Origin of the sequence: Streptomyces sp. NPDC085946 (assembly GCF_044540485.1) — a bacterium.
In the GTDB taxonomy this organism is placed as follows: Bacteria; Actinomycetota; Actinomycetes; order Streptomycetales; family Streptomycetaceae; genus Streptomyces.
Map to the genome: position 1 here is coordinate 249,050 of NZ_JBITSF010000009.1, position 15,344 is coordinate 264,393.

Consider the following 15,344-nt stretch of genomic DNA (forward strand, 5'->3'; position numbering starts at 1 on the left):
GGGCCCCCGCCGCCCAGTCGGGCTTGGGACCGCGGGGGGGCCGCACCCCGACCCTGGGCACCGCCGGGCCCCCCCCGCCCCCCGCCCGGGGGGGGGGGGCCCCCCCGGGGGGGGCCCCCCCTCGCCCGTCCCCGTCTCAGACCCCGAGCCTCGCGCGCGTCGCCTCCACCAGCCGCACGACCGACGCGTCCGCGACACCCGCCACCTCGTCGTACGCGAACCAGCGCACGTCGAGGGACTCCTCGCTGACCGCGTGCACGGCGTCCGGGGGCGCCAGGACCGCGTACTGGACGTCGAAGTGGCAGTGGCACGGCGGAGGGATCGGGTGCCGGTCCAGCCGCACCGGGCCGCCCGGCAGCAGCGACAGCCCGCCGACGCCCGACTCCTCCGCGGCCTCCCGCAGGGCCGCGGCGGCCAGGGAGGCGTCGCCCGGCTCGCAGTGGCCGCCCATCTGCAGCCACATGCGCAGCTTCCGGTGGAGGGTGAGCAGCACCCGGCCGCCGCCGGGGTCGACGACCAGCGCGCTCGCGGTGACGTGGCCCGCGTGGCACGACTTCCACATGCCGTCCGGGTGCTCCGCCAGGTGGTCCAGGTAGGCCTGGCGCAGCTCCGCCTGGTCCTCGTACCCCTTCAGGACGAGGACCGCGTCGTCGTACAGGCTCACTCGGTGCCGTCGCCCTGGGTGTCGCCCTCGTCCTTCTTCTTCTTGCCGAGGTCGGGCTTGTCCGCCGCCTCGCCGAGCATCTTGTCCCACTCGGAGAAGTCGATCTGCTCGCGGTGCACGAAGCCGTCCGGGTCGTCCAGGTCGGTGGCCGTCGGCAGCATGTCCGGATGGGCCCACAGGCCGTCCCGGCCGTCCACACCGCGCGCGTCCGTCAGCGAGGCCCACAGCCGGGAGGCGTCCCGCAGCCGGCGCGGGCGCAGCTCCAGGCCGATCAGGGTGGCGAAGGTCTGCTCGGCCGGACCCCCCGAGGCACGCCGGCGGCGCAGCGTCTCGCGCAGCGCGTCGGCGGACGACAGACGGGGCTTGGCAGCGGCGTGCACCACCGCGTCCACCCAGCCCTCGACGAGCGCCAGAGCCGTCTCCAGACGGGCCAGGGCGGCCTTCTGCTCCGGGGTGTCCTCCGGCTGGAACATGCCCTGCTGGAGCGCCTCCTGCAGCTGCTCGGGATTCTGCGGGTCGAACTGGCCGACCACGTCCTCCAGCTTCGCCGTGTCGACCTTGATCCCGCGCGCGTAGCCGTCGACCGCGCCGAACAGGTGCGAGCGCAGCCACGGCACGTGCGCGAAGAGGCGCTGGTGGGCGGCCTCGCGCAGGGCGAGGTACAGCCGCACCTCCTCCTTGGGCACGCCCAGGTCCTTGCCGAAGGTCTCGATGTTCACCGGCAGCAGCGCGGCCTTGCCGGCCGGACCGAGCGGCAGCCCGATGTCCGACGAGCCGACGACCTCGCCGGCGAGCACGCCGACGGCCTGCCCGATCTGCGTGCCGAACATGGCGCCGCCCATCGAGCGCATCATGCCGATCAGCGGGCCGGCCATGGCCTGCATCTCCTCCGGCAGGACGTCGCCCATGGCGGTGCCGACGCGCTCGGCGACCGGGTCGACGAGCTCCCGCCACGCGGGCAGGGTCGCCTCGACCCACTCCGCGCGGCTCCAGGCCACCGCGGAGGCGGCGCCGGACGGCAGCGACGTGGCGTCGTCGAGCCACAGGTCGGCCAGGCGGACGGCGTCCTCGACGGACTTGCGCTCGGCGGGGCCGACGCTGGCGTCCTTCGAGCCGTCCGGGGTGCCCTGGGCGACCGTCTGGCGGGCGATCTGCTTGGCCATGTCCCAGTTCACCGGGCCGCCCTCGTAGGAGAGCATCTGGCCCAGCTGCTGGAACGCGGCGCCCAGGTCGGTGGGGTTCAGGGAACCGAACATGGCGGCGAACGGATTGTCCGCACCGGGGCCTCCGGGGCCGCCGCCAAAGCCCCCGGCTCCGGGCAGTCCGCCGAAACCGAACGGATTGGCCGGTCCCTGACCACCACCGCCCTGCTGGTCCTTCTTCTTGCCCTCGTCGCCGTCGTCCGGCTCCTCCGGCGGAAGGCCGAATCCGAATGGGGTGTCACTCACGGGATTCCTCGGCTGGTAGGGCCGCCGGTTCTGATCCGGCGGCACGGCTGCCCGACAACACCACCCAGCGTAGACACCTGGGACGGATCGGGCCTCGGTGCTTCGCCGACCGAAGGCCTGCGGCAGGATGGATGCCACCTGGTACGCACGCGTCACCCGCGTGTGTACTAAAGACAACCGCTGGAGACGCCCGGTGAGTTCCCCAGATCCGCAGGTTCGCGCAGCGCGAAACCAGACAACCAGTCCCGCGAGTCCCGCCGCGCGCGGACCCGTCGTCGCGGTCACCGGCGCCGCGTCCGGGGTCGGCGCGCTGCTAACCGAGCGGCTCGCCGCCTCCGAGGAGATCAAGCAGGTCGTCGCCATCGACGAGCGGCGCGGCGAGTGCGCGGCGGCGCAGTGGCACATCCTGGACGTCCGGGACCCGGCGATCGCCGACAAGCTGCGCGGGGCCGACGTGGTGGTCCACCTGGCGCTGGACCTCGACCTGGAGACGGACGCCGCCGCCCGGACGGCCTACAACGTCCGGGGGACGCAGACCGTGCTGACGGCGGCCGCCGCGGCCGGCGTGCACCGGGTCGTGCTGTGCACCTCGGCGATGGTCTACGGCGCGCTGCCGGACAACGAGCTGCCGCTGTCCGAGGACGCCGAGCTGCGGGCCACGGCGGAGGCGACCGGGGTCGGCGACCTGCTGGAGATCGAGCGGCTCGCGCGCCGGGCGCCGCGCGCGCACCCCGGGCTCAACGTCACCGTCGTCCGCCCCGCCGTGCTCGTCGGCGGTACGGACACGGCTCTGACCAGGTACTTCGAGTCGCCGCGGCTGCTGGTTGTCGCCGGGTCGCGGCCGGCGTGGCAGTTCTGCCACGTCGAGGACCTGTGCAGCGCGCTGGAGTACGCCGTGCTGGAGAAGGTCGACGGGGAGCTGGCCGTCGGGTGCGACGGGTGGCTGGAGCAGGAGGAGGTCGAGGAGCTCAGCGGGATCCGGCGCATGGAGCTGCCGTCGGCGGTCGCGCTGGGCGCGGCGGCGCGGCTGCACCGCATCGGGCTGACGCCGTCCCCCGCCGGGGACCTGGCCTACACGATGTACCCCTGGGTGGTGAGCGGGAGCCGGCTGCACGACGCCGGGTGGCGCCCGAAGTACACCAACGAGGAGGTGCTGGAGGAGCTGCTCGGCGAGGTCTCCGGGCGGCACACGGTGGCCGGCCGGCGGCTCGGGCGCAAGGACGCGACGGCCGCGGGAGCCGCGGGCGCGACCGTGGCGCTGCTGGGCGCCGCGGCGGTCGTGCGGCGGGCCCGCAAGGCCCGGCGGCGGGTCTGAGCGGAGGAAGGCGCGGGCGGTGCGGCCGAACGGGTGACGGCCTGCCGGGGGCCTCCTGTAGGAGACTCCAAGCGGGCACGCGCGCGTGCCGGGCGATAACGCTGTTCCGCGTTCTCCGCGCGGTGGGGCACGATGGGGGCATGGCACCCAACGATCACCCGGGCGAGCAGGCCGCGCAGGACCCCATCAAGCTGATCGGCATCAGGGAGACCCCCCTGTCCGTGGACGAGGTGTTCCGGGCCGTGGGGGACGACGCCGCCGGAGGGACCGCGCTCTTCGTCGGGACCGTGCGCAATCACGACGGGGGCGCCGGCGTCGACGAGCTGGGGTACTCCTGCCACCCCAGCGCCGAGGCCGAGATGCGCCGGATCGCCGAGAAGGTCGTCGCCGAGTACCCGGTGCGGGCGCTCGCCGCCGTCCACCGGGTGGGGGACCTCCGGGTCGGGGACCTCGCCGTCGTCGTCGGCGTGTCGTGCCCGCACCGGGGAGAGGCCTTCGAGGCCTGCCGGAAGCTGATCGACGACCTCAAGCACGAGGTGCCGATCTGGAAGCACCAGAAGTTCTCCGACGGCACCGAGGAGTGGGTCGGCGCCTGCTAGGGGCTGTCGTTCGGATCACGCCGCGGACGCGGGGCCCGGCACGCGCGTCCGCGGCGTTGTCGTCGGTTGCCGATGCTCCGCATCGCCGCCCTCCTCCGCCTTGCGGACGCACGCACCGGGCCCCGCTCACCGGCGCCGACGACACACAGTCGATTCCCCGCGACCTGATCCGAACGACAGCCCCTAGGGCCCGTCCGGCGGAACCCCGCCCGTCCCACCTGCCCCTCGCGGCTTCGTGCCGCACACCCTTCCGGTTGCGTAACCGCACCCCTGGCGTGAGCGTTGTCACGGCGGATGGTTAATCTGCTGATCAGTCAGTTGCGGACGCTCATGGGGTTGGGAGGTCGGCATGGCGGCGCTCGCCTGGTTGCTGATTCCGCTGGTGGCTGCGATCGGCGCCGGTCTGTGGGGCAGTTGGGCCAACCGGACCCGCAGGGCCCGGGGCGACGGCCCCGAGCTCATCGGATACGCCCGCTTCCGGGAGGCCATGGAGAGGTCCCAGCCGGGCGGCTGACGGCCACGGAAGCGCAGGTCACAGGCGTAGAACAGGTCAGGGCCGCCCCGGACGGGCGGCCCTGACGGTGCGCTGACAGAGGCGTCCCGTACTGTCGAGACATGCCACGCCGCACCGCGACGATGCTCGCCTCCACCCTGATGCTGATCGCGCTCCTGTGCGCGGGAGTGTTCATCCCCGTGCCGTACGCGGAGATGTCCCCGGGGCCGACGGTGAACACGCTGGGCGAGCACGACGGTGAGCCGGTGCTGCAGATCTCCGGACGCAGGACCTACGGGACGTCCGGCCACCTCAACATGACCACCGTCCGCGTCACCAGCGCCGACTACCGGATGAACCTCGTCGAGGCCGTCTACGGGTGGCTCGCGCACGACAACAAGGTGGTGCCGCACGACACGCTCTACCCGGACGGCAAGACCGAGGAGGAGTCGACCCAGGAGAACGCCGAGGAGTTCAGCCAGTCCCAGGAGAGCGCCAAGGTCGCGGCGCTGAAGGAACTGGACATCCCGGTGACGTCGTGGGTCATCGTCTCGACCGTGGTCAAGGGCTCCCCGGCCGAGGGGCGGCTGCACGCGGGCGACGTGATCAAGGCCGTCGACGGCACGGCGGTGAAGGAGCCCGCCGACGTCGCCGAGCTGGTCACGAAGCACGAGCCCGGCCAGGACGTGGTCTTCACGATCGTGCCCGCCAAGGAGCAGGCCGCCGCCGAGAAGGCCAAGCGGACGGCGACCAGGACGCAGGACGTGACCATCACGACGAAGACGTCCGACGACGGCGGCGAGAAGCGGGCCGTGGTCGGCATCTCGGCCGGGACCGACCACACCTTCCCGTTCACCATCGACATCAAGCTCGCCGACGTCGGCGGGCCGAGCGCCGGCCTGATGTTCGCGCTCGGCATCTACGACAAGCTCACGCCGGGCAGCCTGACCGGCGGGAAGTTCGTCGCCGGCACCGGCACGATCGACGACGAGGGCAGGGTCGGTCCGATCGGCGGCATCGAGATGAAGACCGTCGGTGCCCGCGACAAGGGCGCCGAGTACTTCCTGACGCCCGCCGACAACTGCGCGGCCGCCGCCAAGGACACCCCCGAGGGCCTCACCCTCGTCAAGGTGAAGACCATCGACGACGCCCTCGGTGCCCTGGCGGACCTGCGCAGCGGCGACACCGCCGACCTGCCGAAGTGCACCGGATAGCCGGGCGGGCTACTCCTCGAACGTCGCCGCCAGCGCCTCCGCGAGGCCGGGCACCAGGTCGGAGCCGGTGAGGACCTCGGTGGGGGAGTCCTTCGCGCGCAGGCGCAGGGCCGACTCGCGGGCGCCGTCGCGCAGCACCGCCACCGTCATGCGCACCTCCTGGCGCTCGGGGTGACCGGCCACCCACTTCGCCAGCGCCGCCTCGTCCAGATGCTGCGGAACCTGAGCCTCCGCGGACGGCGGCAGCATCAGGCGCTCCACCGAGAGGGCGCAGCCGGCCACCGTCCCGGGCCAGGCGATGGTGGCCAGGAACTCGTCGAGCGGCTTGCCCGTTTCCACTTCGTCCTGCTCGATCGGGGTGAGACCGGTGGTCTCCGGTTCGTCGCCCAGACCGAGCCGGGCCGCGAGCGAGGGCTGTTCGGCCCGCAGCCGTGCGGTGTCGACGAGGGCGAAGAGGCGGGCGGGCTGGTCCCAGCCGAGGCCGGAGACGTACTCGTCGATCTCGAGCACGGCCCGGGTGAGCGGGCTCGCCGCCATGGGAGTGTTGGACATGGTCACAATCCTGCCTCGTTCCCGGCCGGAATCGGGAACCGAGTAAACGGTGAGTAAGTTGCATAGGTGTGGGCCCGCGATCACGGGGGACCACGGAGGGGCCGCGAACACGCGGGTCTGACGAATCGACAGCGACTTCGAGGTGCGCACCTTGGCTTTCCAGATGCCGGACCGCGGCGGAGGCCCGACGGGGCCACGGATGAGAGTGGGCCGCCCGTCCCGGCGTGTCCGGACCCTGCTCCTGACGCTGGGCGTCCTGGCCGTCCTCGGCATGGCGTTCACCATGTTCGCGGGCTTCTGGACGGACTGGCTCTGGTACCGCTCGGTGAACTACTCGTCCGTGTTCACCACCACCCTGTGGACGAAGATCGGACTCTTCTTCGTCTTCGGCCTGCTGATGGCGCTCGCCGTCGGCTTCAACATCTGGCTGGCCCACCGGCTGCGGCCGCCGCTGAGTGCCATGTCGATGGAGCAGCAGAACCTCGACCGGTACCGGATGGGCATCGCGCCCTACAAGAAGTGGCTGCTGCTCGGGATCACCGCCCTGGTCGGCCTGATCGCCGGCGCCTCCGCCTCCAGCCAGTGGCGGACCTGGCTGATGTGGGTCAACGGCGTCTCCTTCGGGGAGAAGGACCCCCAGTTCAAGCTGGACGTCTCCTTCTTCGCCTTCGACCTGCCCTGGTACCGGTTCCTGCTCGGCTTCGGCTTCGCCGCCACGATCCTCTCCGTGATCGCCGCCGCGCTCACCCACTACCTGTACGGCGGGCTGCGCGTCACCAGCCCGGGCGCGCGCGCCACGGCCGCGGCCACCGGGCACCTGTCGGTGCTCCTGGGGATCTTCGTCGCCCTCAAGGCGGTCGCGTACTGGCTCGACCGGTACGGACTGGCGGTCAAGTCCAGCGACTTCAAGGCCACGGACAACTGGACGGGCCTGCGCTACGTCGACGCCAACGCCTACCTGCCGGCCAAGACCATCCTGTTCTGCATCGCCGTCATCTGCGCGCTGCTGTTCTTCGCCACCCTGTGGCGGCGCACCTGGCAGCTGCCGGTGATCGGCTTCGGCCTGATGGTCCTCTCCGCGATCCTCATCGGCGGCCTGTACCCGGCGATCGTGCAGAAGTTCCAGGTCCAGCCGAACGAGCAGGCCAAGGAAGCGCCGTACGTCGAGAAGAACCTCAAGGCGACGCGTGAGGCCTACGGCATCGACGGCACCAAGGTCACCGACTACTCGGGCACGAGCAAGACCGAGGACAAGGCGACCCTGCGGGACGAGGCCGACGCCACGGCGAGCATCCGGATCATGGACCCGAACATCGTCTCGCCGACGTTCCAGCAGCTCCAGCAGATCAGGAACTACTACGCGTTCCCGACCAACCTGGATGTCGACCGCTACACCAAGGACGGCAAGGAGCAGGACACCGTCATCGGCCTGCGCGAGCTGAACCTCGCGGGCATCCCGAAGAAGAACTGGATCAACAACCACTTCCGTTACACCCACGGCTACGGCGTCGTCGCCGCCGAGGGGACCAGCGCCGACTCGCAGGGCCGCCCGGTCTTCACCGAGTCCGACCTGCCCTCCGAGGGCGACCTGCCGCGGTACGAGCAGCGGATCTACTACGGCGAGAAGACCACCACGTACTCGATCGTCGGCGGTCCCCAGAAGGAGATCGACTACTCCGACGACAACGGCGAGAAGACCACCAGCTACCAGGGCGACAGCGGGGTCAACCTCTCCAACTCGGTCAACCGGGCCGCGTACGCGGTGGCGTTCGGCGAGCCACAGATCCTGTACTCCGGCGCGATCGGCGACGGCTCGCGGATCCTGTACAACCGCACGCCCAAGGAGCGCGTCGAGGCGGTCGCCCCGTGGCTGACCATCGACGGCGACGCCTACCCGGCGGTCGTGGACGGCCGGATCCAGTGGATCGTCGACGCGTACACGACGACCAACGGCTACCCGTACTCGTCGCGGACCACCCTCGGCGACACGACGGCCGACTCGCTGACCGCCAACAACACCAACCGCGCGGTGGTGGCCCAGCAGAACCAGGTCAACTACATCCGCAACTCGGTGAAGGCGACCGTCGACGCGTACACCGGCGAGGTCAAGCTCTTCCAGTGGGACACCGAGGACCCCGTCCTGAAGACCTGGATGAAGGCCTTCCCGGGCACGGTGGAGCCCAGGAGCGAGATCTCCGGCTCGCTGATGGACCATCTGCGCTACCCGCAGGACCTGTTCAAGGTCCAGCGCGAGCTGCTCACCCGCTACCACGTGAAGGACGCCACGACGTTCCTCAGCGGCAGCGAGGTGTGGCAGGTGCCGGACGACCCGACCAACCGGGCGGGCAACGCGGTGCCGCCGTACTACCTGAGCATGCGGATGCCGGACCAGAAGGAGCAGGCGTTCTCGCTGACGACGACCTTCACGCCCAACGGCCGGGACAACCTCAGCGCGTTCATGGCCGTCGACGCGGAGGCGGGCACGCCCGGCTACGGCACGATCAGAATCCTGAAGTTGCCGACGAACACCACGGTCAACGGACCCAAGCAGGTCCAGAGCCAGTTCAACTCCCAAGAGGACATCGCCGAGTCGATCAGGCTGCTGCGCGGCGGCGACTCGGAGGTCGAGTACGGCAACCTGCTGACGGTGCCCCTCGACGGCGGACTGCTGTACGTGGAGCCGGTCTACGTCCGCGGCGGCGGACTCAAGTACCCGCTGCTGCGCAAGGTGCTGGTGACCTACGGAGGCGAGACCGCCTTCGAGAACACACTGGAGGAGGCCCTCAACAAGGTCTTCGGAGCGGAGGGTGCGACCCCGACGCCCGAGCCGCCGGACGAGGGCGAGGACACCCCGCCGCCGCCCACGTCCGACAATCCGACGGTCGAGGAGGCGCTGCAGGACGCGCAGAAGGCCTTCGACGCCGGCCAGGAAGCCCTGAAGGACAACGACTGGGAGGCCTACGGCCGGGCGCAGGAGGACCTGGAGGAGGCGCTGCGGCGGGCCGAGGAGGCGCAGAGCGAGGCCGGCCGGACCGGGGGGACGGAGGGCGGGAGCCCGAGTCCCGACCCCAGTCCGAGCGGCTGACCCCCTGGGCTGATCATCTGCCCCCCCCGCGTCGTGATACGGTGGTGACACAACGACGCGGGGTGGAGCAGCTCGGTAGCTCGCTGGGCTCATAACCCAGAGGTCGCAGGTTCAAATCCTGTCCCCGCTACTGAAGGCGAAGGCCCGGATTCCACAAGGAATCCGGGCCTTCGTGATGTGTGAACGCATGTGCTGGCGGGGTCTGCGGCCGTGCCACCGGGGGGAGTTGGACCGATCTGTGTTTGACTTGTCTCTCTGTGGGCATGTCGACAAAACGCTGAAGTGACCTCACTGGCTGCGGTATACCAGGTGTACCCAGGTTGCAGGTGGTGCGACGATGGACGTTATGGGGGACAAGGCAACTCTGTTCGAGACAGGGCGTTTTGTGCAGCCTTCCGATCGGGAGGCCACCCCGGACGAGGCCGGGGAGATCGCGGACGAGGCGGCCGAGGAGCTGCGCCGGCGGCTCGCCGCCGAGACCGGTGACGTCGAGGCGATGAGCGTCCTCGGCGCCATGCTGCTGCGCCGCGGCGATCTCGACGGAGCCGAACCCCATCTGCGGGCCGCCACCGCCGCGGGCGACCGCGCCGCCGCCAACAACCTGGGCGTCCTGCTGCACCAGCGCGGGTATGCCGACGAGGCCGCCGGATGGTGGCGGATCGCCGCCGTCGCCGGGTCCGCCGCGGCCGCGCACGCGCTCGGCCGGCACCACCGGGAGCGCGGCGACGAACCCGCCGCCGAGTACTGGCTGCGCCAGGCCGCCGAGCAGGGCCACGTCCTGGGCGCCTACGCGCTCGCCGACCTGCTGGAACACCGCGGCGACGCCGGGGCCGAGCGGTGGATGCGGGCCGCGGCCGAGCGCGGGCACCGGGAGGCGGCGTACCGCCTGGCGCGGGCACTGGACCGGCGGACCGCGCGGGAGGCCGAGGGGGGCGACGGTGTCGCGCTGCTGGAGGAGGCCGAGCAGTGGTACCGGCAGGCCGCCGCGCGCGGGCACCGGCGCGCCGCGCTGCACCTCGGGGCGATCCTGGAGAAGCGCGGCGACCTCAAGGAGGCCGGGCGCTGGTACCTGACGTCCGCCAAGGACGGGGAGGCCCGGGCCGCCTGCGCGCTCGGCTTCCTGCTGCGGGACGCGGGCGACAACGAGAACGCCGCCGTGTGGTGGCTGCGGGCCGCCCAGGACGGCGACGGCAACGCGGCCAACGCGCTGGGCGCGCTGCACGCCGAGCGCGGCGAGACGCAGACCGCGGAGCGCTGGTACCGGGCGGCGATGGACGCCGGCGACGTCAACGGCGCGTACAACCTCGGGCTGCTCTGCGCCGAGCAGGGCCGCACCGCGCAGGCCGAGCAGTGGTACCGGCGCGCCGCGTACGCCGGGCACCGGGAGGCGGCGAACGCGCTGGCGATCCTGCTGCTGCAGGGCGGGGACGAGACGGGCGCGGAGCCGTGGTTCTCCAAGGCGGCCGAGGCCGGCAGCGTGGACGCCGCCTTCAACCTCGGCATCCTGTACGCCGGGCGGGGCGAGGACGCCGCCGCGCTGCGCTGGTACGAGCGTGCCGCCGCGGCCGGGCACACCGAGGCGGCGCTGCAGGTCGGCATCGCCCGGCTGCGGGACGGCGACGAGCAGGAGGCGGAGCGGCACCTGCGCTGCGCCGCGGGCGGCGGCAGCGCCGAGGCCGCGTACCGGCTGGCGACCGTGCTCGACGCGCGGCGCCCCCCGGAGCCCGCGCACGAACTGGGCGAGCCCGTCCACCAGCGCAGCGAGTGCGAGGAGTGGTACGAGCGGGCGGCCTCCCAGGGGCACCGGCGGGCGCAGGTGCGGGTCGGGATGCTCGCCGCGGCGCGGGGCGACGTGGTCGAGGCGGCGCGGTGGTACCGGGAGGCGGCCGAGGCCGGCTCCCGCAACGGCGCGTTCAACCTGGGCTTGCTGCTGGCGCGGGAGGGCAGCGAGCCGGAAGCGGTGGTGTGGTGGACGCGGGCGGCCCACGCGGGCCACGGTCGGGCGGCGCTGCGGCTGGCCCTCGTCTACGCGCGTCGGGGGGAACTCGCGGAGGGGCAGCAGTGGGCCGACCGGGCGGTGGAGCTCGGGCCGGAGGCCGTCACCGAGCGCGCGGCGCGGCTGCGGGACGCGCTGCGGCAGGAGCTGTCGGCGTGATGCCCGGACGTCCGGGAGCTCCGTGGGGAAGCGATTTGCTTCTGTGCGCGTCCTTGACGTAACGTTGCATTCATCGACGCGGGGTGGAGCAGCTCGGTAGCTCGCTGGGCTCATAACCCAGAGGTCGCAGGTTCAAATCCTGTCCCCGCTACTGAAGGCCGAGGGCCGGAATCCGAAAGGGCTCCGGCCCTCGGTCGTTGTGCCGTCCGGCCGTCGTGCTGTTCGGCCGTCGTGCTGTTCGGCCGTGCGCGCGGGGGTCCGGTGACGGCGAAAGCCCCGGCGCCCATCGGGGCCGGGGCTTTCGGAGGCGGAGGGAAGCCGGGAGGCTACGCCGTCATGCAGTTCGGGCACAGGCCGCGGTACGTCACCTCGACGTCCGACACCGTGAAGCCGAAGCGCTCCGAGTCGGGAAGGTCGGCCAGCGGGTTGCCCTGCGGGTGCACGTCGCGGATCGCGCCGCACTGGGCGCAGACCAGGTGGTGGTGCGGCCGGTGCGCGTTCGGGTCGTACCGCTTGGCGCGCTTGTCCGTCGAGACCTCGATCACCTCGCCGAGCGTGACCAGCTCGCCGAGGGTGTTGTAGACGGTCGCACGGGAGATCTCCGGCAGCTTGGCGACGGCCCGGGCGTGGACCTCGTCGGCCGTCAGATGGACGTGCTCGCCGTCGAGGACCTCGGCCACCACGCGTCGCTGCGCGGTCATCCGCCATCCGCGTCCGCGCAGCCGTTCCAGTAGGTCGCTCATGGAGACCAGCCTAACAGCAGAGGGAACCAGGTCCCGAATCGGTGTGACTTTGGAGCTTCACTTGACTTAGACAATGTCCATTGTAGGATCGAACTCGGCTTTGGCCAAGTAACAGGATTGAATAAAAGTGACGCAGGAGGCGCACGTGACGCAGGAGGCGCTCACCACGGAGGCCGGTGCTCCGGTAGCCGACAATCAGAACAGCGAGACCGCGGGGGTCGGCGGCCCGGTGCTCGTCCAGGACCAGCTCCTTCTGGAGAAGCTGGCCCACTTCAACCGTGAGCGCATCCCGGAGCGCGTCGTGCACGCCCGCGGCGCGGGCGCCTACGGCACCTTCACGGTCACCGCCGACGTGACCCCGTACACGAGGGCCGCATTCCTCTCCGAGGTCGGCAAGGAGACCGAGGTCTTCCTGCGGTTCTCGACGGTGGCGGGCAACCTGGGCGCGGCGGACGCGGTCCGTGACCCGCGCGGTTTCGCGGTGAAGTTCTACACCGAAGAGGGCAACTACGACCTCGTCGGCAACAACACCCCGGTGTTCTTCATCAAGGACGCCATCAAGTTCCCGGACTTCATCCACACCCAGAAGCGCGACCCCTACACGGGCTCGACGGAGGCGGACAACGTCTGGGACTTCTGGAGCCTTTCCCCCGAGTCCACGCACCAGGTGACCTGGCTGTTCGGCGACCGCGGCATCCCCGCCTCGTACCGCCACATGGACGGCTTCGGCTCGCACACCTTCCAGTGGAACAACGAGGCCGGCGAGGTCTTCTGGGTCAAGTACCACTTCAAGACCGACCAGGGGATCAAGAACCTCACCGCCGAGGAGGCCGACATCCTCGCGGGCAAGGACCCCGACTCCCACCAGCGCGACCTGCGCGAGGCGATCGAGCGCGGGGAGTTCCCGAGCTGGACCGTGGGCGTGCAGATCATGCCGGCGGCCGAGGCGGCGACCTACCGCTTCAACCCGTTCGACCTGACCAAGGTGTGGCCGCACGCGGACTACCCGGTCATCGAGATCGGCAAGCTGGAGCTCAACCGCAACCCGCAGAACATCTTCGCCGAGGTCGAGCAGTCGATCTTCTCCCCGGCGCACTTCGTGCCCGGCATCGGCCCGTCCCCGGACAAGATGCTGCAGGGCCGCCTCTTCGCGTACGGCGACGCCCACCGCTACCGCGTCGGCATCAACGCCGACCACCTGCCGGTGAACCGTCCGCACGCCACCGTGGCGCGCACCAACTCCCGTGACGGCTACCTGTACGACGGCCGCCACGGCGCGGCGAAGAACTACGAGCCGAACAGCTTCGGCGGTCCGTTCCAGACGAACCGTCCGCTGTGGCAGCCGGTGCCGGTCACCGGCGGCACGGGCAACCACGAGGCGCCCGTGCACGCCGAGGACAACGACTTCGTCCAGGCGGGCAACCTCTACCGGCTCATGACGGAGGACGAGAAGGAGCGCCTGGTGAACAACCTGGCGGGCGCCATCTCGCAGGTCTCGCGGCAGGACATCGCCGACCGCGCGATCAACAACTTCCGTCAGGCGGACGAGGACTTCGGCAAGCGGCTGGAGGCCGCGGTCCAGGCCCTGCGCGGCTGATCACCAGCACTGGACCGCTTGTCGACGCGGCGGGCCGGGTTCCCTCGGGAGCCCGGCCCGTTCGGCGTCCCTAGGCCGGCACCTCCTGCCGCACGGGGGCCCAGCAGCGGATGATGTCGCGGACCGAGACGATGCCGGCGGGCTCGCCGCGGTCCAGGACGATGAGGTGGCGGAAGCCGCCGTGCGTCATGGCGCGGGCCGCCTCGTCCAGCGTCCAGACGGGGGCGGCGAACACCACGTCCGTGGTGGTGTGGTCGTGGGCGCGCTCGGCGTCGGGGTCCTGGCCGAGGCCGACGGAGTTGAGGATGTCGCGTTCGGTGAGGATGCCGATGCCGCCGGCGTCGGGGTCGTGCACCACGGCCGCGCCGACTCTGCGGGCGGACATCAGCGCGGCGGCCTGGCGGAGGGTGTGGGTGGGGCCGATGGTGAGGACGACGGTGCTCATGGCGTCGCGGACCAGCATGAAGGGAGCCACCTCCTGGAGTGTCCCCGCCGTTCGTTCATGTTTTCACAAGTTCACAAGAGCGGGGACTCCCAGAGTGGCAGGCAAAGGGAGGGTCAACAAGAGGGCGGTCAGTAACGTCCGTTGAGGTACCCGAGCAACTCGTCGTGGAGCAGGCCGTTCGACGCGGCCGCGTTGCCGCCGTGCGGGCCCGGGCGGCCGTCCAGACCGGTGAAGGTGCCGCCGGCCTCCGTCACGATGATCGCGTTGGCGGCCATGTCCCACAGGGACAGCTCCGGTTCGGCGCACAGGTCGACCGCACCCTCGGCGACCATCATGTACGGCCAGAAGTCGCCGTACGCGCGCGTGCGCCACACCGCGCGGGTCAGGTCCAGGAAGCCGTTCAGCCGGCCCTGCTCCTCCCAGCCGCTGAGCGAGGAGTACGCGAACGAGGCGTCGGCGAGCCGCGAGACGCGGGAGACGCGCAGCGGGGACGCCTTGGCGAGGCTGCGGCCGGTGTAGGCGCCGTGGCCCTTCGCGGCCCACCAGCGGCGGCCGAGGGCCGGGGCGGAGACCACGCCCACGACGGGCTCGTAGCCGCCCTCGCCGGCCTCCATCAGCGCGATGAGGGTGGCCCACACGGGCACGCCCCGCACGTAGTTCTTGGTGCCGTCGATCGGGTCGATCACCCAGCGGCGGGGGCCGGTGCCCTCGACGCCGTACTCCTCGCCGAGGATCGCGTCCCTCGGGCGGGCGCGCTGGAGGTGGCCGCGGATGAGCTCCTCCGCCGCCCGGTCCGCTTCGCTCACCGGCGTCATGTCCGGTTTGGTCTCGACCTTGAGGTCGAGGGCCTTGAACCGGTCCGTCGTCGCGGCGTCGGCGGCGTCCGCGAGAACGTGGGCGAGACGCAGGTCGTCGAGGTAGTCGGGCATGTGACGAACGGTATCTTCCGCGCCCGGGGCGGGGCTACGGGGGGCGGGGGCGAGGGGATGTGCGGGGGAGTGCGGGGGAAGGGGAGTGCCGGGGTGGCCGACGTG

13 protein-coding genes and 2 tRNA genes are annotated in these 15,344 nt (G+C 71.6%); 9 read left to right on the forward strand and 6 right to left on the reverse strand.

Going from position 1 to position 15,344, the window contains the following annotated elements:
• Positions 1-136: 136 nt before the first annotated feature.
• Positions 137-664 carry an NUDIX hydrolase gene (locus tag ACIF8T_RS20210; protein ID WP_400036843.1) on the reverse strand — a complete coding sequence of 176 codons (528 nt, stop codon included), beginning with the start codon at positions 662-664 and terminating at the stop codon, positions 137-139.
• The gene (locus ACIF8T_RS20215) at positions 661-2,112 is read right to left on the reverse strand and encodes a zinc-dependent metalloprotease (RefSeq protein WP_400036845.1); all 1,452 of its coding nucleotides are present in this window, start codon (positions 2,110-2,112) and stop codon (positions 661-663) included. Before ACIF8T_RS20215 ends, ACIF8T_RS20210 begins: the two co-directional genes overlap by 4 nt.
• 193 nt (positions 2,113-2,305) lie before the next feature.
• Between ACIF8T_RS20215 and ACIF8T_RS20220 the strand changes: the two genes are divergently transcribed.
• The 4 genes from ACIF8T_RS20220 to ACIF8T_RS20235 all read left to right on the forward strand — a co-directional run bounded on the left by ACIF8T_RS20220 (position 2,306) and on the right by ACIF8T_RS20235 (position 5,733).
• Positions 2,306-3,427, forward strand: coding sequence for an SDR family oxidoreductase (locus tag ACIF8T_RS20220; protein WP_400036847.1), 1,122 nt, complete (start codon positions 2,306-2,308; stop codon positions 3,425-3,427).
• Between the two features lie 140 nt (positions 3,428-3,567).
• Complete coding sequence (locus ACIF8T_RS20225) at positions 3,568-4,026, forward strand: molybdenum cofactor biosynthesis protein MoaE (protein ID WP_400036848.1); 459 nt, start codon at positions 3,568-3,570, stop codon at positions 4,024-4,026.
• A 382-nt stretch (positions 4,027-4,408) separates the two neighbouring features.
• On the forward strand, positions 4,409-4,540 hold the full coding sequence (locus tag ACIF8T_RS20230; RefSeq protein WP_400036988.1) for a hypothetical protein: 132 nt from the start codon (positions 4,409-4,411) through the stop codon (positions 4,538-4,540).
• Positions 4,541-4,641: 101 nt separating this feature from the next.
• Positions 4,642-5,733: a PDZ domain-containing protein gene (locus ACIF8T_RS20235; RefSeq protein ID WP_400036850.1), complete on the forward strand. Its 1,092-nt coding sequence runs from the start codon at positions 4,642-4,644 to the stop codon at positions 5,731-5,733.
• 9 nt (positions 5,734-5,742) lie between these two features.
• Here ACIF8T_RS20235 and ACIF8T_RS20240 read toward each other — a convergent pair whose 3' ends face one another.
• Complete coding sequence (locus ACIF8T_RS20240; RefSeq protein WP_400036852.1) at positions 5,743-6,285, reverse strand: PPA1309 family protein; 543 nt, start codon at positions 6,283-6,285, stop codon at positions 5,743-5,745.
• 163 nt (positions 6,286-6,448) lie between these two features.
• Between ACIF8T_RS20240 and ACIF8T_RS20245 the strand changes: the two genes are divergently transcribed.
• The 4 genes from ACIF8T_RS20245 to ACIF8T_RS20260 all read left to right on the forward strand — a co-directional run bounded on the left by ACIF8T_RS20245 (position 6,449) and on the right by ACIF8T_RS20260 (position 11,676).
• Positions 6,449-9,370: a UPF0182 family protein gene (locus ACIF8T_RS20245; protein ID WP_400036978.1), complete on the forward strand. Its 2,922-nt coding sequence runs from the start codon at positions 6,449-6,451 to the stop codon at positions 9,368-9,370.
• A gap of 56 nt (positions 9,371-9,426) precedes the next feature.
• Positions 9,427-9,500, forward strand: a tRNA-Met gene (locus tag ACIF8T_RS20250).
• Positions 9,501-9,707: 207 nt separating this feature from the next.
• Positions 9,708-11,525, forward strand: coding sequence for a tetratricopeptide repeat protein (locus ACIF8T_RS20255; RefSeq protein WP_400036854.1), 1,818 nt, complete (start codon positions 9,708-9,710; stop codon positions 11,523-11,525).
• Positions 11,526-11,602: 77 nt separating this feature from the next.
• Positions 11,603-11,676, forward strand: a tRNA-Met gene (locus ACIF8T_RS20260).
• 175 nt (positions 11,677-11,851) lie between these two features.
• Here the strand turns inward: ACIF8T_RS20260 and ACIF8T_RS20265 are convergent.
• On the reverse strand, positions 11,852-12,268 hold the full coding sequence (locus tag ACIF8T_RS20265; RefSeq protein WP_400036856.1) for a Fur family transcriptional regulator: 417 nt from the start codon (positions 12,266-12,268) through the stop codon (positions 11,852-11,854).
• Positions 12,269-12,413: 145 nt separating this feature from the next.
• On the opposite strand from ACIF8T_RS20265, the gene ACIF8T_RS20270 reads away from it, so the two are divergent.
• Entirely contained in the window at positions 12,414-13,865 is a 1,452-nt protein-coding gene (locus ACIF8T_RS20270) for a catalase (RefSeq protein WP_400036858.1), read from the forward strand.
• Positions 13,866-13,935: 70 nt separating this feature from the next.
• Here the strand turns inward: ACIF8T_RS20270 and ACIF8T_RS20275 are convergent, their stop codons facing one another.
• Complete coding sequence (locus ACIF8T_RS20275) at positions 13,936-14,328, reverse strand: cyclic nucleotide-binding/CBS domain-containing protein (protein ID WP_400036980.1); 393 nt, start codon at positions 14,326-14,328, stop codon at positions 13,936-13,938.
• A 110-nt stretch (positions 14,329-14,438) separates the two neighbouring features.
• Positions 14,439-15,239: a histidinol-phosphatase gene (hisN, locus tag ACIF8T_RS20280; protein ID WP_400036860.1), complete on the reverse strand. Its 801-nt coding sequence runs from the start codon at positions 15,237-15,239 to the stop codon at positions 14,439-14,441.
• Positions 15,240-15,344: the final 105 nt, after the last annotated feature.

Excerpts from the sequence above, each read along its gene's own strand:
- ACIF8T_RS20225 (WP_400036848.1), top strand. The coding sequence starts at position 3,568 with ATGGCACCCAACGATCACCCGGGCGAGCAGGCCGCGCAGGACCCCATC.
- ACIF8T_RS20235 (WP_400036850.1), top strand. The coding sequence starts at position 4,642 with ATGCCACGCCGCACCGCGACGATGCTCGCCTCCACCCTGATGCTGATC.
- ACIF8T_RS20240 (WP_400036852.1), bottom strand. The coding sequence starts at position 6,285 with ATGTCCAACACTCCCATGGCGGCGAGCCCGCTCACCCGGGCCGTGCTC.
- ACIF8T_RS20245 (WP_400036978.1), top strand. The coding sequence starts at position 6,449 with ATGCCGGACCGCGGCGGAGGCCCGACGGGGCCACGGATGAGAGTGGGC.
- ACIF8T_RS20255 (WP_400036854.1), top strand. The coding sequence starts at position 9,708 with ATGGACGTTATGGGGGACAAGGCAACTCTGTTCGAGACAGGGCGTTTT.
- ACIF8T_RS20265 (WP_400036856.1), bottom strand. The coding sequence starts at position 12,268 with ATGAGCGACCTACTGGAACGGCTGCGCGGACGCGGATGGCGGATGACC.
- ACIF8T_RS20275 (WP_400036980.1), bottom strand. The coding sequence starts at position 14,328 with ATGCTGGTCCGCGACGCCATGAGCACCGTCGTCCTCACCATCGGCCCC.
- hisN (WP_400036860.1), bottom strand. The coding sequence starts at position 15,239 with ATGCCCGACTACCTCGACGACCTGCGTCTCGCCCACGTTCTCGCGGAC.